This is a genomic window from Roseovarius sp. CH_XMU1461, from assembly GCF_037027165.1.
Classification (GTDB): Bacteria; Pseudomonadota; Alphaproteobacteria; order Rhodobacterales; family Rhodobacteraceae; genus Roseovarius; species Roseovarius nubinhibens.
Genome location: NZ_JAYMDV010000002.1, coordinates 467,527 through 487,724, shown reverse-complemented (window position 1 = coordinate 487,724; position 20,198 = coordinate 467,527). Strand labels below are relative to the sequence as shown.

Here is a 20,198-nt window from a genome sequence, read left to right as displayed (position 1 = left end):
TTACCCCACGGACCCTTCGAGGCTGATCGCCACAAGCTGCTGCGCTTCCATGGCAAACTCCATCGGCAGCGCCTGAAGCACATCCTTGCAGAACCCGTTTACAACCAGCGCCACGGCCTCTTCCTCGTCCATGCCGCGCTGACGGCAATAGAACATCTGGTCGTCATCCACTTTCGACGTGGTCGCCTCATGTTCCACCCGGCTCGAGTTGTTCTTGACCTCGATATAGGGGACCGTATGCGCGCCACAGTCACTGCCGATGAGCAGGCTGTCGCATTGCGTATAGTTGCGGCTTTCCTTGGCCTTGGGATGCATCGACACGAGACCGCGATAGGTGTTCTGCGCCCGGCCCGCGCTGATCCCCTTGGAGACGATGCGCGACTTGGTGCGCTTGCCCAGATGGATCATCTTGGTGCCGGTGTCGGCCTGCTGCATGTTGTTGGCGATGGCGATGGAATAGAACTCGCCCTGACTGTCGTCGCCACGCAGGATGCAGCTCGGGTATTTCCACGTCACCGCCGAGCCGGTCTCGACCTGGGTCCACATGATCTTGGCCCGGTCGCCGCGGCAATCGGCACGCTTGGTGACAAAGTTGTAGATGCCGCCCTTGCCGTTCTCATCGCCGGGATACCAGTTCTGAACGGTCGAGTATTTCACCTCGGCGTCTTCCTCGATGATGATCTCCACCACCGCGGCGTGAAGCTGGCTGGTGTCGCGCTGCGGCGCGGTACAGCCCTCGAGATAGCTCACATAGCTGCCCTTGTCGGCGATGATGAGCGTGCGCTCGAACTGGCCGGTGTTCTCCGCGTTGATGCGGAAATAGGTCGAGAGCTCCATCGGACAGCGCACCCCCGGCGGCACGTAAACAAACGAGCCATCGGAAAACACCGCGCTGTTGAGCGTCGCATAGAAATTGTCGCTGACCGGCACGACCGAGCCGAGATATTTCTTCACCAGCTCGGGATGCTCGCGAATGGCCTCGGAGATCGAGCAAAAGATCACCCCGGCTTTCTTGAGCTCGGCCTGGAATGTGGTGCCCACCGACACGGAATCGAACACCGCGTCGACGGCCACCTTGCGGCCCTCGGCCGGCGCATCCTCGGCGCCTTCGACGCCCGCGAGGATCATCTGCTCCTTGAGCGGAATACCGAGCTTTTCATAGGTCGCCAGCAGCTTGGGATCGACCTCGTCGAGCGACTTCGGCTTCACTTCCATGCTTTTCGGACGGGCATAGTAATACTGGTCCTGGAAATCGATCTCCGGGTAATCGACCATCGCCCAATCGGGCTCTTCCTTGGTCAGCCAGCGCTCATAGGCCTCGAGCCGCCATTCGGTCATCCACGCGGGCTCTTCGTTCTTCTCCGAGATCAGCCGCACGATATCGGGCGTCAGACCCTTGGGGGCGTATTCCATCTCGATATCGGTGTTCCAGCCGTATTTATACGCGCCACCGACCTCACGGACCGCATCCACGGTCTCCTGGTCCACGCCTTCCTTCACTTGCACATCGTCAAGGGCAGCCATTTCGTCTCTCCTCATCCTCTCACGCCGCTCGGGCGCGATGTCTTTCTCTCAGCTTCGCCCAAGTTTCGGCAAAGCGGTAAATCTCGTCCTCGGTGATCCCCGGTCCAAGCGACACGCGCAGGGCACAGCCCGCCTGGCTCTCGCTCAGCCCCATGCATCGCAGAACATGGCTCGCGCGCGTCTTGCCACTGGAACAGGCGCTGCCCGCCGATACGGCAAACCCCGCCAGATCAAGCGCCATCACCTGCGTTTCGCCCTTCCAGCCATCGGTCACGAAGCAAGAGGTATTGGGCAGGCGTGGCCCCGATTTCCCGACAAAAATAGTCTCTTTAGACGATTCCACAAGCGCATTTTCTAGAATGTTTCTAAATTCCTCGACCTGCTGCCAAGCCCCGTCAGCAAGGTCGCGCGCCGCCGCCTCCGCCGCTGCCCCGAACCCGGCAATCCCGATGAGGTTCTCGGTCCCCGAGCGGCGTCCCATTTCCTGCCCGCCGCCGCGGATCTGCGCCGCCAGATCGGTGCCGCGCTTGATCACCAGCGCGCCGATCCCTTTCGGCCCGCCGATCTTATGCGCCGAGATCAGCGCCATCTCGCAGCCCGCCCAGTTGAAGGCCAGCGGCAGTTTGCCAAAGCCCTGCGTCATGTCGCACACCGCCAGCCCCTGCGGCAGCGTCTGAACAACCCCGGTCTCGGAATTGGCGAGCTGCAGCGCGCTGCGGCCCGGCTCGCGCACCGTCACCTGCCCCGCCGCATCCACTGCCAGCGTCTCGTCGATCCATTCGCGCACCGCGTCATGCTCGACCCCGGCCCCAAAAAGGCCCCGCCCGGCACAGGCCAGCGCCGCCGCCTCGGTGGCGCCCGAGGTAAAGATCACATCCGCGCCCTCGGCCCCCAAGGCCGCCGCCACCTGACCGCGCGCCCGCTCCATGAGCGACTTTGCCGCGCGCCCCTCGGCATGAACGCTCGACGGGTTGCCGACAAGATCCATCGCCGCCAGCATCGCCGCCCGCGCCTCGGGCCGCAGCGGTGCCGTGGCATTATGATCGAGATAGACCCGCGTCATAGCCGCACCACCTCCTGACACACCCGCCCCGCCTTCTTCTGGCCCAAAATATCCCGGGGGGTCCCGGGGGGCAGCGCCCCCCGACTTACTTTTCCAGCGGGCAGCGCCCCCCGTCTTACATTCCCAGCAAACAACACCGCGCCGCTCATTCCTCGTCCACCACCGCGAAAAGCGTCGGCACCGCCGGACAGGGCGCCAGCTCATTCTCGATCACATCCGAGAGCCGCGTCTGATGCAGGAACACATAGACATGCGCGCTGAGCCCTTCCCAGAGCCGGTTGGTCATCGATTGCGCCCGCGATCCGCTCGCCGCCCCCGAGGCCCCGGCGCCCTTGTGCAGCGCATCGACCGTCTCATCTACGGCGGCGAGGATCTCGGCCACCCGGATTTCCGACGGCGGTCGGGCCAGCCGATAGCCACCGCCCGGCCCCCGCACCGAAGCCACCAGCTCGGCCCGCCGCAGCTTGACGAAAAGCTGCTCGAGATAGGGCAGCGAAATATCCTGACGCCGCGACACATCGCCCAGCGTCACCAGCCCATTGGCCTCCTGCATCGCGATATCCGCCAGGGCGACCATCGCATAGCGTCCCTTCGTGCTTAGCTTCACCGCTGCAACTCCTGCAAATGATTGACCTTCCGCCGCGCATTGCGTATCTGCATGAAACGCATCTGCACAGGCGAAAAGTGTTTAGAACAGTTCTAAAGTGACCGGGCCGCTCCGTCAAGAATGGCCGCACTTTCGTGAAAGGACAAAGGACCACCATGCCCGAGGTTATCTTTCCCGGCCCCGAAGGCCGTCTCGAAGGCCGCTACCACCCGCAAAAGGAAAGAGACGCCCCGATCGCCATCGTCCTGCACCCGCATCCGCAGTTTGGCGGGACGATGAACAACAAGGTTGTCTATAATCTCCATTACGCCTTCTACAACATGGGCTTCACCGTGCTGCGGTTCAATTTCCGCGGCGTCGGGCGCAGCCAGGGCGAATATGATCAAGGCGTGGGCGAGCTCTCGGATGCCGCCTCGGCGCTCGACTATCTGCAGTCGATGAATGCCAATTCCAAACATTGCTGGGTCGCGGGCTTCTCCTTTGGCGCCTGGATCGGGATGCAGCTCTTGATGCGCCGCCCCGAGATCACCGGCTTTGTCTCGGTCTCGCCGCCGGCGAATATGTATGATTTCTCCTTCCTCGCGCCCTGCCCGTCCTCCGGGCTGATCATCAACGGCACCAATGACCGCGTGGCGCCGCCTGCCGACACCCAGACGCTCGTCGCCAAGCTGCAGGAACAGCAAGGCATCACCGTCACCCATGAAGAGCTCGAAGGCTCCGGCCATTTCTTCGAAGAGCCCCATATGGACACGATGATCGACACCGTCACCGGCTATGTGAAACGCCGCCTCACCGAAGGCACGCGCTGAGCCATGGGGGTTGCCGAGGATCTTGCCGACGAACTGGCCCGCGATGTGATCAAATACATCGACGCGACCGGCGGGGATGAAAAGATCATCGCCGATATCGTCGGCGTCCTCGGGGCCTCGTCGCAAACCGCCGAAGAGGCGTTTCTCACTGCGATCCGCGTCCGCCGCGCCAATATCAAGGCCCGCGCCCTGCTGATGGAACGCGCCCGCGCCTTCAAGGCCGAACAAGAGGCCAAGGCCGGCGCGGCGAAACAGCCCGAGTAGCGAAAACACGGGCTCAAGCCGCAAAAAAACTTCCCCAAGGCGGTCGGTCCCTGACCGCCTTTTTTGTTGCAGTCCGCCCCCGTCCTTAGAACGCGCGCGATCACGGACAAGCCCCCCACCTTCACAAAACTGACACATCCCCATCGCGTCTCCGTGAGCCAGTTCTCACGGCCCATCACACGCGAGCGTGAGCCTATTTCATTCCCTTGGGCCACCCCCATTTGCTGTCTCACAAACGGCGACACACCGCCGCCTGAACAACAGACACACAGAGACACACGAAGGACAAACATCATGCGTATTCTTGCAACCACCGCCACCCTCATCGCCCTCGCAGCCCCGGCCTTTGCCGCAGTGCCTGACGCCCTGCCCAACGGCTTCGGCCAGGATCAGCACATCGGCGCGCTGCCCAACGGCTTCGACCAGCCCGAGCATATCGGCGCCCTGCCGAACGGCTTCGAGCCCGACGAGCGCCGCGGCTACACCCTGCCCAACGGCTTTGAGCGCGACGAAAGCCGCGACCGCTAAGCCCGGTCAACACCCCTGACAGCAACGCGGTCCCCACCCCGGGGGCCGCGTTCATTTTTGTGCGGAGGTGCGTTTCTTCTCGGCGACGACCTTCTCGGCCAGATCACGGGCAATGGCAAAGGCCCCCTTGATCTTGTCGCCATCCTTGCGCCAGTCGCGGCGCACCACGATCTTGTTGTCGCGGATCTTGGCCAGCCCGTCCTGCGCCTGCACGAATTCCACAAGCCCCTGCGGCGAGGCGAATTTGTCGTTGTGGAACTGGATCGTCGCGCCCTTCGGCCCGCCGTCGAGCTTGGCGATCCCGGCCTTCTTGCACATGGCCTTGATCCGCACCACCAGAAGCAGCGTGTTGACCTCGCGCGGCAGCTTACCGAACCGGTCGATCAGCTCGGCGGCAAAGCCTTCCAGCTCGACCTTGGTCTCAAGCCCGCTGAGCCGCCGATAGAGCCCGAGCCGCACATCGAGATCGGGCACATAGTCTTCGGGGATGAGCACCGGCACGCCGAGATTGATCTGCGGCGCCCATTGCCCATCCGCCTCGCTCAAGCCCTCGAGATCGCCCGATTTGATCTTGGCAATCGCCTCTTCGAGCATCGATTGATAGAGCTCATAGCCCACATCGCGCATCTGGCCGGATTGCTCCTCTCCAAGCAGATTGCCCGCCCCGCGAATGTCGAGATCCTGACTGGCGAGCGTGAACCCGGCCCCCAACGTGTCGAGCGACGACAAGACGCGCAGCCGCTTTTCCGCCGCCGGGGTGAGCTTGACCCGCGGTTTCGTCGTCAGATACGCATAGGCCCGCAGCTTCGACCGCCCGACGCGCCCGCGGATCTGATAGAGCTGCGCCAGCCCGAACATATCCGCCCGATGCACGATCATCGTATTGGCGCGCGGAATATCGAGACCGGATTCAACAATCGTCGTGGCCAGCAGCACATCATATTTGCCGTCATAAAACGCGTTCATCCGCGCATCGAGCTCACCCGCCGCCATCTGGCCATGGGCCACCGCGAACGTGACCTCGGGCACTTCGTTGCGCAGGAACTCTTCGATCTCGGGCAGATCGCTGACACGCGGCACCACATAGAAACTCTGCCCGCCCCGGTAATGCTCGCGCAACAGCGCCTCGCGCACGGTCACCCGGTCGAATTCGCTCACATAGGTGCGGATCGACAGCCGGTCCACCGGCGGCGTGCCAATGATCGACAGATCGCGCACCCCCGACAGCGACAGCTGCAAGGTGCGCGGAATGGGCGTCGCCGACAGCGTCAGCACATGCACATCCGACCGCATCTGCTTGAGCCGCTCCTTATGCGCCACGCCAAAACGCTGCTCTTCGTCGATGATCAAGAGCCCGAGGTTCTCGAACCGCACCGACTTGGCCAAGAGCGCATGGGTGCCCACCACGATATCGACCTTGCCGCGCGCGAGGCCCTCGCGGGTCTTCGCCGCCTCGCCCGCCGACACGAACCGCGACAGCGGCGCGACATTGACCGGAAAGCCCCGAAACCGCTCGGCAAAGCTCTGATAATGCTGCCGCGCCAGCAATGTCGTGGGCGCGATCACCGCCACCTGCTGGCCGGACATGGCCGCGACAAAGGCCGCGCGCATCGCCACCTCGGTCTTGCCAAAGCCCACGTCACCACAGATCAGCCGATCCATCGGCCGCCCCGAGCCGAGATCCTCCATCACATCCGAGATCGCGCCAAGCTGGTCATCGGTCTCCTGATAGGGGAAGCGCGCCGAAAACGCCTCCCAGGCGTGATGTTCAGGCTCGAGCACCGGCGCCTTGCGCAGCGCCCGCTCCGCCGCCACCCGGATGAGCCGGTCCGCCATCTCGCGGATGCGCTCCTTGAGCTTGGCCTTCTTGGCCTGCCACGCGCCACCCCCGAGCCGGTCGAGCAAGCCCTCGTCATGGCCATAGCGGCTCAACAGCTCGATATTCTCCACCGGCAGGTAGAGCCGCGCGTTCTCGGCATATTCGAGCAACAGACATTCATGCGCCGCGCCCGCCGCGCTGATCACTTCCATCCCGTGATAGCGCCCGATGCCGTGATCCACATGCACCACCAGATCGCCGGGGCTGAGGCTCTGCGCCTCGGTGAGGAAATTCTCGGCCTTGCGCCGCCGCTTGGGCGCGCGGATCAACCGGTCGCCGAGAATATCCTGCTCGGCAATCACCGTGAGATCGGGCGTCTCGAAACCGTGCTCGAGCCCCCAGACCGTGAGATAGAGCCCCTGCCCGCGCAGCCCCTTGGCATCGGTGACACTCACCGCCCCAAGCAGCCCCTCATCCTCGACAAGCCCCTCAAGCCGCTCGCGCGCGCCCTCGGAATAGGCCGCGATGAGCACCGGCCCGGCGCTCATCCGCGCCTCGACATGGGTTTTCAGCGCGGCAAAGAGGTTCACATCCTCCTGCTGCCGCTCGGGCGAGAAATTGCGACCGACCCGCGCGCCCGCATCGATGATCCCCGGCCCCGGCGCCTGCGGCAAGGGGCTAAAGGCCAGCACCCGCCGCCCCGCCACCGCCGCATCCCAGCCCGCCCCATCGAGATAGAGCTGACCGGGCGGCACCGGCTTATAGATCGTCTCGTCGCGCCCCTTGGTCTTGAGCGCATGCTGCCGCGTCTCATATTGATCGACCACCGACACCCATCGCGCATCGCGCATCGCGGCGCTCTGATCGTCGAGCGTGACACTCGCCCCCGGCAGATAGTCAAACAGCGTCTCGAGCCGCGCGTGAAAGAACGGCAGCCAATGCTCGATGCCCTGATGCTTGCGCCCCGCGCTCACCGCCTCATAGAGCGGATCATCAGTGCCCGCCGCGCCGAACTCGATCCGGTAATTCTGCCGGAACCGGGTGATCGCCGCCTCGTCGAGAATGACCTCCGACACAGGGGCGAGCTCGATCTGGTCGAGCTTGGCCACCGTGCGCTGGGTCGCCGGATCAAACCGCCGCACCCCGTCGAGCACATCGCCAAAAAGATCGAGCCGCACCGGCCCCGCATCGCCCGGCGAATAAATGTCGATGATGCCGCCCCGGATCGCGTAATCGCCGGGCTCGGTCACCGTCGGCGCTTGGGTGAACCCCATCCGCACCAGAAACGCCCTGAGCGCCTCTTCGTCGATCCGCTCGCCCACCTGTGCGGCAAAGGCGGCGCTTTGCAGCACCTCGCGCGCCGGCAGTTTCTGGGTCGCGGCATTGAGCGTGGTGAGCAGCACGAACCGCCCCGACATGCCATGCGCCAGCGCCGCCAGCGTCGCCATCCGCGTCGCCGAAATATCGGCATTGGGCGACACCCGATCATAGGGCAGACAATCCCAGCCCGGAAAGGTGATGACCGGCAGATCGGGCGCGAAGAACCGCAGCGCCGCCTGCATCGCGACCATCCGCTTGTCGTCCCGCGCCACATGGATGACCGGGCCGCCGCTCTTGTCGCTTTCCTGAAGGATGAGCCGCGCGTCGAACCCCTCGGGCGCGCCGCCGACCGTGAATTTGGACTGTTCTGCCATGGCCTACCCGCCCAGCGCCGAACTCGAGAAATTCTGCAACATGCCCCACATCGCGGTGATGAAAAGCGAGATGATCCCGATCACCTGCGTCATCACCCGGTGCCGCGACAGCCGCTTGACCAGATCCGGCCCATGCAGATCGCGCGCCCGAATGGCCCGCGCCGTGCGCACCACCAGCCACGCCACCAGCGTCATCGGCGTGCCCAATAGCACCAGCGCCTGCGCGAACTCGCGGTCATAGACAAAGCCCAAGAGCACCAGCGCCGTCAGCATGAACGAGGCGAACCCCACCAGCAGCACACCGGATTCCTCGGCAATCAGCAGGATGCGATTGACATTGATCCGCACCAGATCCTCGAAATCCTGGCCCGTCTCGCCCTTGGCCCGACGCGCCCGCAGGATCATGTCATAGGGCACGCCAAGAACCCAGTGATTGACCGTCGACCACATCACCGCCAGCGCAATCCAGAACCACAGGTTCGAAAAGCTGCGCATGTCGATCAGTTCGAAAACCGCTGTATACCAGTCCACTGTGCCGCCTCGGTTCTGCCTCAGACAAACCTCTTAGCGCCGCTCCGCGGCAATTCCTACCCTTGAGATGGCGAAAATATCGTGCGAGTGAGGGCAAAAGGACCAAACACGAGCCGATCCATGCGCCCGACCCAAGCTCCCTTCCCCCTGACCCGCCTGCGCCGCCCCCGGGCGAGCGCCGCGCTGCGCGACCTCGTGCAGGAAAACACGCTCACCGTGGGCGATCTGATCTGGCCGATCTTTCTGTGCGATGGCGAGGGCGTGAGCGATCCCGTGGCCTCGATGCCCGGCGTCAACCGGCTCAGCATCGACCGCGCCGTCGAGGCCGCCCGCGAGGCGGCCGATCTCGGCATCCCGGCGCTCTGCCTCTTTCCCTATACCTCGACCGCCAACCGCACCGCGGATTGCGCCGAGGCCTGGAACCCCGAGAACCTGAGCAACCGCGCCACCCGCGCCATCAAAGCCGCGGTGCCCGAGATCGCCATCATGACCGATGTGGCGCTCGATCCCTATTCCGACACCGGTCATGACGGGTTTGTTCGCGACGGGCGCATCGTCAATGACGAAACCGTGGCGGCGCTCATCCGTCAGGCGCTGAGCCAGGCCGAGGCGGGGGTCGACATCATCGGCCCCTCCGACATGATGGACGGCCGCATCGGCGCCATCCGCCGCGCCCTCGAAGAGGCGGGCCACCAAGACACCTGCCTGATGAGCTATTCCGCCAAATACGCCTCGGCCTTCTATGGCCCGTTCCGCGATGCGGTGGGCGCGGCTGGCGCGCTCAAGGGCGACAAACGCACCTATCAGATGAACCCCGCCAATTCCGACGAGGCGCTGCGCCTCATCGAACGCGATCTGTCTGAAGGCGCGGATATGATCATGGTCAAGCCCGGCATGCCCTATCTCGACATCTGCCGCCGCGCCAAGGACGCCTTTGGCGCGCCCACCTTCGCCTATCAGGTGTCGGGTGAATATGCGATGATCATGGCCGCCGCCCAGAACGGCTGGATCGACGGCGACCGCGCCATGGCCGAAAGCCTGATGGCCTTCAAACGCGCCGGCTGTGACGGCATCCTGACCTATTTCGCCCCGCGCATCGCCCGCGCGCTCGGCTAAACCGGGCGGCATCTCGCCCAAAACCCCGTTGCGGGGTGACAGATGGCAGGCTTCCGCCTATAGTGACGGCAGATCGGCCATCCAAAGGTCGGCTGCTTTCAGGCAACAATTACAGGCAAGACCATGAGCACAGTTTCCCGACGCAGCTTCACGCTGGGCGCCCTCGCCGCCACCCCGCTTCTCGCCGCTTGCGGCAATGGCGTGGGATCACGCGGTTCCGAACGGATCGACGCCCGCGTCGACACCACGCTGAACTATCTCTACAACACCTACCCCAACACCCGCAGCCTCGCGGATAAATCCACCGGCATGCTGGTCATGCCGCTGGTCACCGAGGCCGGGCTCGGCATCGGCGGCGGCTATGGCCGTGGCGCGCTGCGCATCGGCGGCTCGACCGTCGATTACTACTCGGCCACCAAGGGCAGCGTCGGGCTCCAGATCGGCGCCCAGCAATTCGCCCATGTGCTGTTCTTCATGACCGATGACGCGCTGTCGAAATTCCGCCGCGCCTCGGGCTGGGCGGCGGGCGCCGACATCGAATACGCCTTCCGCGATCAGGGCGAAAACATCCGCGCCGAAACCACCACATCGACCTCGCCGGTGGTGGCGGTGATCTTTGGTCAGGCCGGTCTCTTGGCCGGCGTGTCGCTCGAAGGCATGAAATACACCCGCATCATTCCCTGATCGGGCCACGCGCCCAAATCAGCACCCTTGCGCCCGGCCTCAGGCCGGGCGTTTTGGGTATTTATATCCAGAAAGAGGCACAGGCCGCGCCAAAGCCGCGCCCTCAGGCTCAATGCAGGGTGAATTCCCCCACCACATTGCGCCATTCTCCGGGTGAGATCATCTTGCGATGGCTGAACCGCACCGAATGCAACGGGCCGTCCAGCTCGCGCTGCCAGAACTCGATGAATTCAAAAAGTCTCGGATGATCCGGCGCCACATCGTAATCCTGCCAGATATAGCTGTTGAGCACATGGATATGGTCCGGCATGTGGTAAAAGAATTCGGCCGTGGTCAGACCATATCCCTTGAGCATCAGCTCGGTCTCGCTCATGTCTTTCGGGTTGGGCATTTCCTGCTCCTTTCGCTGCTCTAACACCCCCCTTTCACCAGCTTGCCACAAAAACTTTACTTTTCAATGAAAACAATGTGTTAGCCACCCAACCCAGTGGCTGCCAAATCCCGGCGTGATGCGCCATTGCACCCCGCATCCGGGGTCTGATATAGTCCCATCAACTATATATAGACAGCAGGCCCTGACGTGAGCGATAAGTCGCAACCCCCTGAAGACACAGACGAAATTCCCGCCGAGCGCCCGGTTTACGATGGTCCGGCCGTGACAATCGAAGAGGAGATGAAGACCTCCTACCTCGATTACGCCATGTCGGTGATCGTCAGCCGTGCCATTCCCGATCTGCGCGATGGGTTGAAACCGGTGCACCGGCGCATCCTCTATGCGATGCATGAAACCGGCAACACCCATGACAAACCCTATCGCAAATCGGCCCGGCCCGTCGGCGATGTCATGGGTAAATACCACCCCCATGGCGACAGCGCGATCTATGACGCGCTGGTCCGCATGGCGCAGGATTTCTCCATGTCGCTGCCGCTGCTCGACGGTCAGGGCAACTTTGGCTCGATGGATGGCGATAACGCCGCCGCAATGCGCTATACCGAGGTCCGCATGGACAAACCGGCCAGCGCCCTGCTGGCCGATATCGAAAAAGACACGGTCAATTTCCAGGACAATTACGACGGCAAGGACCGCGAACCCACCGTCCTGCCGGCGCGCTTCCCCAATATGCTCGTCAATGGCGCGGGCGGCATCGCCGTCGGCATGGCGACCAATATCCCGCCGCATAACCTTGGCGAAGTGGTCGATGCCACGCTGGCGCTCATCGACAATCCGGATCTGAGCTCGGAAGAACTCATCGATTATGTCCCCGGCCCCGATTTCCCCACCGGCGCGATCATGCTCGGCCGGTCCGGCGCACGAAAGGCCTATCTCGAGGGCCGCGGCTCGGTCATCATCCGCGCCAAGACCCGGGTCGAGGAAATCCGCCGCGACCGCTGGGCCATCGTCATCGACGAAATCCCCTATCAGGTGAACAAGGCCTCGATGATCGAGAAGATCGCCGAAGCCGCCCGCGAGAAACGCATCGAGGGCATCGCCCATGTGCAGGATGAAAGCGACCGCAACGGCGTCCGCGTCGTGGTCGAGCTGAAGCGCGACGCCACCGCCGAAGTGGTGCTGAACCAGCTCTTCCGCTTCACGCCGATGCAGACCTCCTTTGGCTGCAACATGCTCGCCCTCAATGGCGGCCGCCCCGAACAGCTCACCCTGCGCGGCTTTCTCACCGCCTTCATCGCCTTCCGCGAAGAGGTGGTCGCCCGCCGCACCGCCTATGACCTGCGCAAGGCCCGCGAACGCAGCCATATCCTCTGTGGTCTGGCCGTCGCGGTGAGCAATGTCGACGAGGTGGTCGCGACCATCCGCTCCTCTGCCGATGCCGCTGAGGCACGGCAAAAGCTGATGGAGCGGCGCTGGCCCGCGGGCGACATCCTCGAATATATCGCGCTGATCGACGATCCGACCCACCGCGCCAATGACGACGGCACCTATAACCTGTCGGAAACCCAGGCCCGCGCCATTCTCGAATTGCGGCTGCAGCGCCTGACCCAGCTCGGCGTCAAGGAAGTCACCGACGAGCTGCAAGAGCTCGCCGCCAAGATCAAGGAATATCTCGCCATCCTCGCCTCACGCGAACGGATCATGGAGATCATCGCAGACGAGCTGCGCGAGGTCCGTGACCAATTCGCCGTGCCGCGCCGCACCGAGATCACCGACTGGTCCGGTGACATGGATGACGAAGACCTGATCGAGCGCGAAGAGATGGTCGTGACGGTCACCTCCGGCGGCTATATCAAACGCACCGCTCTGGCCGATTTCCGCGCCCAGAAGCGCGGCGGCAAGGGGCTCTCGGGCATGCAGACGAAGGAAGAGGACGTGGTCACCACGCTCTTCGTCGCCAACACCCATACCCAGCTTCTGTTCTTCACCACCGACGGCATGGCCTACAAGCTCAAGACATGGCGCCTGCCGCAAGGCGGCCGCACTGCCAAGGGCAAGGCCATTGTCAACATCCTGCCCATTCCCACCGGGGTCTCTGTCGCGGCGATCATGCCCGTCGACCGTCCCGAAGAGGAATGGAATGATTTGCAGATCGTCTTTGCCACCGATGCCGGCACCGTGCGCCGCAACCGGCTCTCGGATTTCACCAATGTGAAATCCAACGGCAAGATCGCGATGAAATTCGAGGATGAAAACGCCGGCATGAGCCTGATCAACGCCCGCATCTGTTCCGAAGAGGATGATGTGATGCTGGTGACCAACTCGGGCCGCGCCATCCGCTTTCCGACCACGGATGTGCGGGTCTTCAACTCGCGCAATTCGGTGGGCGTGCGCGGCATCCGCCTCTCGGGCGAGGACAAGGTCGTCTCGATGTCGGTCATCCGCCATTTCGAGGCCAGCTCCGAGGAACGCGTCGCCTATCTCAAACAGCGCCGCCTGATGGCGGGCCTGACCGAGGACGAGGCCGCCTCCGACGACGAGGATGAAACCGCCGTCGCAGGTCAGCTCAGCCCCGAACGCTATGCCGAAATGTCGGCGGTCGAGAATCTCATTCTCACCATCACCGCCAAGGGCGCGGGCAAGCTCAGCTCGAGCCATGACTACCCAGTGCGCGGCCGTGGCGGACTCGGCGTCACCGCCTGGACCAAATCCATGTCGAACGGCCCGATCATCGCCTGTTTCCCGGTGGAAATGCCCGATCAGGTCATGCTCGCCACCTCCAAGGGCCAGTCGATCCGCATCCCCGTCGATGGCATCTCCTTCCGCTCGCGCAGCGCCGGCGGCGTCCGCGTCTTCAACACCGGCAAGAACGAAGAGGTGGTCTCGGTCGCCTGGATCGCCGATCGCGGCGACGAGGACGAAGATGAGGCGCAAACCGAAAACCAAACCGAGGCTCAGGACCCATCGACCCCCGATCAGGACTGATCCCTCTTTCTGGTTTCAAATACCCAAAAGCCCCGCCAGCAACCTGGCGGGGCTTTTCGTTTAGCCAATCACCGGACGCGGTTCACCCCGCGAAAGGCGTGAATTTCTCTTCGAGATACTCCAGAAGCGGCGCCTCGCTCGGGGCCGCGCCACAGGCCCGCTCGATCACCTCGCGCGGCCCGTAAAGCGCCCCGTGCCGCTGCACCTTCTCGCGCAGCCAGCCGGTCGCGCGCGACGGATCGCCCCGCGCCAGATCCGCGTCGAGATCGGGCAGGTCCCGGCGCAACGCCGCATGAAGACAGCCCGCATAGAGATTGCCGAGACTATAGGTCGGGAAATAGCCGAAAAGCCCCACCGACCAATGCACATCCTGCAACACGCCCTGCGAGGGCTTCGGCACTGCATAGCCGAAATCGCGCTGAAACCGGTCGTTCCATGCGGCCTCCAGATCGCCGGGCCGCAGATCCCCCGCCACCAGCGCCCGCTCGAGATCGAACCGCAACAGCACGTGCAGATTATACTGCACCTCATCGGCTTCCGTCCGGATATAGCCCCGGCCAAGCCGGTTCACGACGCGGAAAAACGCCTCTTCATCCGCCACGCCGAAATCGCCGAACTTGTCGCGCATCCGGCCATAGAGCCAGCCACAAAACGCCCGGCTCCGGCCCAACTGGTTCTCATAGATCCGGCTTTGGCTCTCATGCACCCCCATCGACACACCCCGGCCCAGCGCGCTCAGCCCGAAATCGGGATCGACCGCCTGTTCATAGCAGGCGTGTCCCACCTCATGGATCGTCGAATAGAGACAGTTGAACGGATCGCGCGGGTCGGTCCGTGTGGTGATCCGCACATCCGCCCCCGAGCCCGAGGAAAACGGATGCACCGCCCGGTCAATCCGCCCCCGGTTGAGATCATAACCAAAGGCCAGCGCCAGCTCCCGGCAGAGCTCAAGCTGCAGCGCCGTGTCGAACGCGCCCGAAAGCCCCGGCACCTCGCCCGCGCCCTGCACCTTGTCGCGCAGCGCCACAAGACGCGGCCGCATCGCGCCGAACATGGCCGCAAGCTCCGCCGCCGTCGCCTCCGGCTCGTAATCCTGCAAGAGCGCGTCATAGGCATCGCCCCCAGCCCCGGCGAGCGCCGCACCCTCTTCACGCCGCAGCCGCAGCACCTCCGAAAGCGCCGGCAGAAACCGCGCCACATCCTCCTCGGCCCGCGCCTCGGCCCAGATCCCCTGCGCCAGCGCCGTCTCCCGCGCCAAGGCCATGGCCAGCGCCGCCGGCACCTTGAGCGTCCGCTCATAGCCGCGCCGGATCTCGCGCAGCTGCGCCCGCGCGACCGTGTCGTCTTGCGCAAGCTCCGCCCCCGCCGCCGCCAACCAGTCGGCAATCCGCGGATCGCTGCGCCGCGCATGCAACACGCCCTGCATCGCCGCCGATTCCTCGGCCCGCTGCGCCGCCGCGCCGCGCGGCATCATCGTCTCTTGGTCCCAGCTCAGCCGCCCGGCCACCTGGCCCAGCGCCTCGGTCTCGCGCTGATAGGCGATCAGCTCCGCATAGGCCCCCATCTTACGCGTCCCGCACCGATTGCGCCCGCGGATAGAGGCTCAGGAACCGCGCCCGCAGGATCAGAACAAAGAACACCACGGCCAGGATCTGATGCAGGATCGCGATATGCCAAGGCGCGCCGCTCATCACCGTGTGAATGCCGATCGCCACCTGCAAGAGCATGGCGATGAAGGCCGCGTGAAACGCCAGCCGCGTGGCGCGATGGGCGCTCTTGCGACCGCGCAGCCAGACCACGATGCCAAAGGCAAAGATGAGATAGCCGGTCACCCGGTGGATGAACTGCACAAGACCCGGATTTTCAAAGAAATTCCGCCACCACGGCTCGATCATGAAAGGCTCGGGCGGCAACACGCCCCCGGCCATCAGCGGCCAATCGGTATAGCTGCGCCCGGCGTCGATCCCGGCCACCAGCGCCCCGATGAGGATCTGCAGGAACGCGAAATGCAAAAGCCCCGTCGACATCCCATAGAGCTTGCGCTCCTTGCCGCGCCGCGCCTGCATCAACTCGCGCTCCTCGCGCCCCAAGAGCATCACATACCACGCGATGAGCCCGAGGATCACGAAGGCCAGCCCAAGATGCGTCGCGAGCCGGTACGAGGCCACATCGGTCATGCTGCCCTGCAGCCCCGAATGCACCATCCACCAGCCCACAGCCCCCTGCAGCCCGCCCAAAAGACCCAGCCCCAAGAGCCGCTTGCTCCAGCCGGTGGGCATTTTCTTCGCCGCCAGAAAGCCGAAAAAGCCAAGCGCCCAAACCAGCCCGATCACCCGGCCAAGCTGCCGATGACCCCATTCCCACCAATAGATGGATTTGAAATCCTCAAGCTGCATCCATTGGTTCTGGATCTGAAACTCGGGGATCGCCTGATACTTGGCAAATTCCGCCTGCCAGTCGGCGGTGTTCATCGGCGGCAGCGCGCCGGTGATGGGCCGCCATTCGGTGATCGACAGGCCGCTATCGGTGAGCCGGGTCAACCCGCCCACCACGATCATCGCCAGCACCAGCGCAAAGAGCCCCATGAGCCAGACCCGGATCGCGCCCCGCGCGCCGCCGCGCCCGCGATCGATCACGCCCTTGGCCGCCGCTTGCCGCCCCCCGGGCGCATCTTGGCCCACCTCTTCGAAAATGCTGCGCTTGCCGCTCATCGCGTCACCTCATGCTTGGCCCGGGCTCTGCCCGCGCATCCCCTCGGATATACTGTGCCATCTTATGGCGTGGTCAACCACGGTCCTTCCAGCGGACCATCTGACGCATCACCCCATGCATCATCCGGATATCGGCCTGGGTGAGCGGCATCCGCGACCAGAAATTGCGCAGGTTGCGGCGCATATTGGCGGCCTTGTGCTCGGGAAAGAAGAACCCGGCCTCTTCCATCCGCTCCTCGTAATGCTCGGCGAGCTTGGCAATCTCGTCGCGCGACGCCCATTGCGTATCGCCAAGCCCCTCCTGCACCGGCGCCACATCACTCTGCTGGCGCATCCATTCATAGCCCACCAGCAGCACACATTGCGCGAGGTTGAGCGAGGCAAACTGCGGATTGACCGGCACGTTGATGATCGCATTGGCCCGCGCCACATCGTCATTCTCAAGCCCCGCGCGCTCCGGCCCGAACAAAACCGCCACCCGCTCGCCGCCCGCGATCTTCTCGGCCGCGAGCTTCATCGCGGCCTCGGGCGTGTAGACCGGCTTGGTCATCTCCCGCGACCGCGCCGTGGTGGCAAAGACGAAACTCGTATCCGCCACCGCCGCATCCACATCCTCGACCAGTTGCGCCTCATCGAGCAGCCGCCCCGCGCCGCTCGCCATCGCCACCGCCTTCGGGTTGGGCCAGCCGTCACGCGGGCTCACGAGCCGCATCCGGTCGAGCCCGAAATTCCACATGGCACGGGCCGCCGCACCGATATTCTCGCCCATCTGCGGACGGACGAGCACGAAAGAAGGCTGGGGGGTATCGCTTGGCATATCTGGTCTCCTTGGGCTTGCGTCATAAGCCGAACCGCCAAGGGCGAAAACCCCTCTCGCGCCGCAACTCGCGCCGAGACCGGACAAACCGCGCCAAAATCGCGCAAAACCGGTCCCGCCGGCCCGCAGCCCCATGGACCGCAAGGGTTTTCCCCGCTATAGCGGGCCAAATCAAAAGAGGTTTCCCATGGCCGAGCCAGACACGCCAAAGCTCTATCTGATCACCCCCGCCGAGATCGAGCTGTCCCGCTTCCCCGATCAGCTCGCGGCGGCGCTCGACGCGCATGAAACCGCCTGCCTGCGTCTCGCGCTGGCGAGCCATGACGAAGACCGCATCGCCCGCGCGGCCGATGCCTGCCGCGAAGTGACCCTGCCCCGCGACGTGGCGCTGGTCATCGACAATCACGTGATGCTGGTGGAACGGCTCGGGCTCGACGGCGTCCATCTCACCGATGGCACCCGCTCGGTCCGCTCGGCGCGCAAGACCCTCGGTCCCGACGCCATCGTCGGCGCCTTCTGCGGCACCTCGCGCCATGACGGCATGTCCGCCGGCGAGGCGGGTGCCGATTACATCAGCTTCGGCCCCGCGGGCGTCACCTCGCTCGGCGACGGTGCCCAGGCCGAGCATGAGCTTTTTGACTGGTGGAGCCAGATGATCGAAGTGCCCGTCGTGGCCGAAGGCGCGCTCGACGCCGAACGCATCGCGGCCCTCGCCCCGGTCACCGATTTCTTCGCCATCGGCGACGAGATCTGGGCCAGCGACGACCCGCTCGCCGAACTGTCGCGCCTCGCCGCTGCCATGGGCTAAATCGACCTGCGTACCTTGTGGCAAGGACTGTCCTTGCCACAAATTGGCGCACTGTCGCTTTACCGACGTAATACCGACGACTTGCCGACCCCGCATTTTCAGGGTTAACGCGGCCTAGCTCGCGACCCGCCGCGCCTCGGGCATGCCGCCGCGCACCGCCTCTTCCAGCTCCCGCGCCAGCGCCTTGCGATCCACCGCATCCGCCAATTTTACAGGGCTATGATAGCGCAGCTCGACCCGTCCACGCCGCCCCGCCGACAGGGTCTTGAGCAGATGCGCGCCAAAGCTCATATCGCCCCACCAGCCATAGAATCTCGGGTCTTCGCCCTCCGGCGCATGATAGACCACACTGACCGGCTGAATGGCCATCTCCCCGCGCAATTCCTCGGTAAAGAACGACTGAAAGAGCGTTGTTTTAAAAGGCAAAACCCGGAACCCATCCGTCGAGGTGCCTTCGGGAAAAAACACCAATCGATGCCCCGCCCGGAGCCGCTCAACGAACAGCGCCGTCTGCGCCTTCGCCTGCCGCGGATCCCGCGCGATAAACACCGTCCCGGTGATCTTCGCCAGGAACCCGATCCCCGGCCATCTCGCCACCTCGGCCTTGGACACGAAATAGACCGACTTGACCGCGTTCAGCACGAAAATATCGAGCCATGACGCATGGTTAGCCACCCAGGCCCCGCGCATCTTCATCGGACGCCCAATGACCCGCAGACGCAGCCCGATCACCCAGAGCGCCTGACGGCACACTGTCCTTGTCACCCAAGGGGTTATCGGGCGTTTTTCGCGAAAAATCGGGTATTCAATCAGCCGCAGCAGCAGCTTCACGATCACCCCGGCCAGCAAGATGGTGCTCAGCGCCAGCGCCCGCAGCCCAACCCGCAGCCAGCCCGCCGCGCTGATCCGGACGGGCGTCTCGTCGCCGCCCCCTTCCCAGGTCACATTCACTCGGCAACCTCACGGGAATAAATGCTTTTTCGCGCCGAGCACATGCGCTCGGTGTCCATGATGAGGCACACATCAATGGTGTTGAACGCGTGATCCACATAGGCCCCGTCGCCCACGAACCCGCCCAAGCGCAGATAGGCCTTGATCAGCGCCGGCACCTGCAGCATCGCCCGCCGCCGGTCGATCTGCTCCGCTGGCATCAGATCCATCGGCTGATAGTTCACCGCCCGCGGCCGCAGCCCCTCTGGCGCGCGATGCCGGTGATAGAGCAGCGACAACGGCTCGGCCAGCGCCTCGGCATCGGTCCCGTGAAAGCTCGCAACCCCAAACAGAACTTCGATTTCATTGGTCTCGACATACTGTGCCAAGCCCTGCCAGAGATGGTGCATCGCCGCCCCGCCACGATAGGCCGGATCGAGGCACGACCGGCCCAATTCCAACAGGTTACGCCCCGATTTTAACAGCGGCGCGAGATCATATTCGCTCTCGGAATAAAACTGCCCGGCGGCCTCGGCGCCCGCGCGCTGCAACAGACGGTAGACCCCGACCACCGCATCCCCCGCCGCCTTGTCGATGAGCAGCAGGTGATCGCAATGCGCATCGAACGCATCCCGCTCGAGCCCCGCCTCATGGTCGACCAGGGCCCCGTCGCTTCCCAATTCATTAACGAATACACGATACCGTAGGGCCTGCGCGGCTCGGATATCGTCTTCCCCATCTGCCAGCCGAACCTCAAATTCGGGCCGTGTCGTCACATTCACCTAGGTCTAGCTCCCCGCTCTCGGCCTGTTCGACGCTTATACAGCAAAGTTTTTGCCCACCCAATGCCCCTTTGCCCGCAGCAAGCCGCGTCTTGACCCGCGCCTTCTGTCACCCATTGCCCACAATGTCGGAAT

General features: G+C 64.1%; 18 protein-coding genes. 7 read left to right on the top strand and 11 right to left on the bottom strand.

The annotated features are described in order from the left end of the window. The 3 genes from sufB to WA237_RS07645 all read right to left on the bottom strand — a co-directional run bounded on the left by sufB (position 1) and on the right by WA237_RS07645 (position 3,194). Positions 1 to 1,524 carry a Fe-S cluster assembly protein SufB gene (gene sufB, locus WA237_RS07655; RefSeq protein WP_009815210.1) on the bottom strand — a complete coding sequence of 508 codons (1,524 nt, stop codon included), beginning with the start codon at positions 1,522 to 1,524 and terminating at the stop codon, positions 1 to 3. 19 nt (positions 1,525 to 1,543) lie between these two features. Continuing rightward, a complete protein-coding gene (locus WA237_RS07650) occupies positions 1,544 to 2,587 on the bottom strand; it encodes a cysteine desulfurase family protein (protein ID WP_336097240.1) in 1,044 nt (347 codons plus the stop codon). A 145-nt stretch (positions 2,588 to 2,732) separates the two neighbouring features. Beyond that, on the bottom strand, positions 2,733 to 3,194 hold the full coding sequence (locus WA237_RS07645; protein ID WP_040618157.1) for an Rrf2 family transcriptional regulator: 462 nt from the start codon (positions 3,192 to 3,194) through the stop codon (positions 2,733 to 2,735). A 155-nt stretch (positions 3,195 to 3,349) separates the two neighbouring features. On the opposite strand from WA237_RS07645, the gene WA237_RS07640 reads away from it, so the two are divergent. From WA237_RS07640 to WA237_RS07630, 3 genes are all read left to right on the top strand, one after another. Beyond that, positions 3,350 to 4,003: an alpha/beta hydrolase gene (locus WA237_RS07640; protein ID WP_009815213.1), complete on the top strand. Its 654-nt coding sequence runs from the start codon at positions 3,350 to 3,352 to the stop codon at positions 4,001 to 4,003. A 3-nt stretch (positions 4,004 to 4,006) separates the two neighbouring features. Then, on the top strand, positions 4,007 to 4,267 hold the full coding sequence (locus WA237_RS07635) for a hypothetical protein (protein ID WP_009815214.1): 261 nt from the start codon (positions 4,007 to 4,009) through the stop codon (positions 4,265 to 4,267). A 294-nt stretch (positions 4,268 to 4,561) separates the two neighbouring features. Beyond that, a complete protein-coding gene (locus WA237_RS07630; RefSeq protein WP_009815215.1) occupies positions 4,562 to 4,795 on the top strand; it encodes a hypothetical protein in 234 nt (77 codons plus the stop codon). Between the two features lie 51 nt (positions 4,796 to 4,846). Here WA237_RS07630 and mfd read toward each other — a convergent pair whose 3' ends face one another. Together mfd and WA237_RS07620 are read right to left on the bottom strand one after the other, a co-directional pair. Beyond that, complete coding sequence (gene mfd, locus WA237_RS07625) at positions 4,847 to 8,308, bottom strand: transcription-repair coupling factor (RefSeq protein ID WP_336097238.1); 3,462 nt, start codon at positions 8,306 to 8,308, stop codon at positions 4,847 to 4,849. Between the two features lie 3 nt (positions 8,309 to 8,311). Next, positions 8,312 to 8,839, bottom strand: a complete 528-nt coding sequence (locus WA237_RS07620; RefSeq protein ID WP_040618158.1) for a hypothetical protein — start codon at positions 8,837 to 8,839, stop codon at positions 8,312 to 8,314. A 120-nt stretch (positions 8,840 to 8,959) separates the two neighbouring features. Here WA237_RS07620 and hemB point away from each other — a divergent pair, with 120 nt between their 5' ends. Beyond that, positions 8,960 to 9,955 (top strand): porphobilinogen synthase, encoded by a 996-nt coding sequence (gene hemB / locus WA237_RS07615; RefSeq protein WP_336097237.1) that lies wholly within the window; start codon positions 8,960 to 8,962, stop codon positions 9,953 to 9,955. Positions 9,956 to 10,078: 123 nt separating this feature from the next. Beyond that, positions 10,079 to 10,639 (top strand): YSC84-related protein, encoded by a 561-nt coding sequence (locus tag WA237_RS07610; RefSeq protein WP_009815220.1) that lies wholly within the window; start codon positions 10,079 to 10,081, stop codon positions 10,637 to 10,639. 109 nt (positions 10,640 to 10,748) lie between these two features. Here the strand turns inward: WA237_RS07610 and WA237_RS07605 are convergent, their stop codons facing one another. After that, positions 10,749 to 11,030 carry an usg protein gene (locus WA237_RS07605; RefSeq protein WP_009815221.1) on the bottom strand — a complete coding sequence of 94 codons (282 nt, stop codon included), beginning with the start codon at positions 11,028 to 11,030 and terminating at the stop codon, positions 10,749 to 10,751. A gap of 228 nt (positions 11,031 to 11,258) precedes the next feature. Here WA237_RS07605 and gyrA point away from each other — a divergent pair, with 228 nt between their 5' ends. Further along, the gene (gene gyrA, locus WA237_RS07600; RefSeq protein ID WP_442970254.1) at positions 11,259 to 14,015 is read left to right on the top strand and encodes a DNA gyrase subunit A; all 2,757 of its coding nucleotides are present in this window, start codon (positions 11,259 to 11,261) and stop codon (positions 14,013 to 14,015) included. 82 nt (positions 14,016 to 14,097) lie between these two features. Here the strand turns inward: gyrA and WA237_RS07595 are convergent, their stop codons facing one another. From WA237_RS07595 to WA237_RS07585, 3 genes are all read right to left on the bottom strand, one after another. Next, complete coding sequence (locus tag WA237_RS07595) at positions 14,098 to 15,579, bottom strand: carboxypeptidase M32 (protein ID WP_336097235.1); 1,482 nt, start codon at positions 15,577 to 15,579, stop codon at positions 14,098 to 14,100. 1 nt (position 15,580) lies between these two features. Then, positions 15,581 to 16,726 carry a heme A synthase gene (gene ctaA / locus WA237_RS07590; RefSeq protein ID WP_336097234.1) on the bottom strand — a complete coding sequence of 382 codons (1,146 nt, stop codon included), beginning with the start codon at positions 16,724 to 16,726 and terminating at the stop codon, positions 15,581 to 15,583. Between the two features lie 73 nt (positions 16,727 to 16,799). Then, positions 16,800 to 17,543, bottom strand: coding sequence for an RNA methyltransferase (locus WA237_RS07585; protein WP_040618160.1), 744 nt, complete (start codon positions 17,541 to 17,543; stop codon positions 16,800 to 16,802). A 187-nt stretch (positions 17,544 to 17,730) separates the two neighbouring features. On the opposite strand from WA237_RS07585, the gene WA237_RS07580 reads away from it, so the two are divergent. Continuing rightward, the gene (locus WA237_RS07580; RefSeq protein ID WP_336097233.1) at positions 17,731 to 18,351 is read left to right on the top strand and encodes a thiamine phosphate synthase; all 621 of its coding nucleotides are present in this window, start codon (positions 17,731 to 17,733) and stop codon (positions 18,349 to 18,351) included. A gap of 114 nt (positions 18,352 to 18,465) precedes the next feature. Here the strand turns inward: WA237_RS07580 and WA237_RS07575 are convergent, their stop codons facing one another. Continuing rightward, entirely contained in the window at positions 18,466 to 19,302 is an 837-nt protein-coding gene (locus tag WA237_RS07575; protein WP_336097232.1) for a lysophospholipid acyltransferase family protein, read from the bottom strand. Continuing rightward, positions 19,299 to 20,063 (bottom strand): GNAT family N-acetyltransferase, encoded by a 765-nt coding sequence (locus tag WA237_RS07570; RefSeq protein WP_336097231.1) that lies wholly within the window; start codon positions 20,061 to 20,063, stop codon positions 19,299 to 19,301. The genes WA237_RS07575 and WA237_RS07570 overlap by 4 nt, the downstream gene beginning before the upstream one ends. Between the last annotated feature and the right edge of the window lie 135 nt (positions 20,064 to 20,198).

Coding starts and splice junctions, on each gene's coding strand:
- sufB (WP_009815210.1), bottom strand. CDS start 1,524: ATGGCTGCCCTTGACGATGTGCAAGTGAAGGAAGGCGTGGACCAGGAG.
- WA237_RS07650 (WP_336097240.1), bottom strand. CDS start 2,587: ATGACGCGGGTCTATCTCGATCATAATGCCACGGCACCGCTGCGGCCC.
- WA237_RS07640 (WP_009815213.1), top strand. CDS start 3,350: ATGCCCGAGGTTATCTTTCCCGGCCCCGAAGGCCGTCTCGAAGGCCGC.
- WA237_RS07635 (WP_009815214.1), top strand. CDS start 4,007: ATGGGGGTTGCCGAGGATCTTGCCGACGAACTGGCCCGCGATGTGATC.
- WA237_RS07630 (WP_009815215.1), top strand. CDS start 4,562: ATGCGTATTCTTGCAACCACCGCCACCCTCATCGCCCTCGCAGCCCCG.
- mfd (WP_336097238.1), bottom strand. CDS start 8,308: ATGGCAGAACAGTCCAAATTCACGGTCGGCGGCGCGCCCGAGGGGTTC.
- hemB (WP_336097237.1), top strand. CDS start 8,960: ATGCGCCCGACCCAAGCTCCCTTCCCCCTGACCCGCCTGCGCCGCCCC.
- WA237_RS07610 (WP_009815220.1), top strand. CDS start 10,079: ATGAGCACAGTTTCCCGACGCAGCTTCACGCTGGGCGCCCTCGCCGCC.
- WA237_RS07605 (WP_009815221.1), bottom strand. CDS start 11,030: ATGCCCAACCCGAAAGACATGAGCGAGACCGAGCTGATGCTCAAGGGA.
- WA237_RS07595 (WP_336097235.1), bottom strand. CDS start 15,579: ATGGGGGCCTATGCGGAGCTGATCGCCTATCAGCGCGAGACCGAGGCG.
- ctaA (WP_336097234.1), bottom strand. CDS start 16,726: ATGAGCGGCAAGCGCAGCATTTTCGAAGAGGTGGGCCAAGATGCGCCC.
- WA237_RS07585 (WP_040618160.1), bottom strand. CDS start 17,543: ATGCCAAGCGATACCCCCCAGCCTTCTTTCGTGCTCGTCCGTCCGCAG.
- WA237_RS07580 (WP_336097233.1), top strand. CDS start 17,731: ATGGCCGAGCCAGACACGCCAAAGCTCTATCTGATCACCCCCGCCGAG.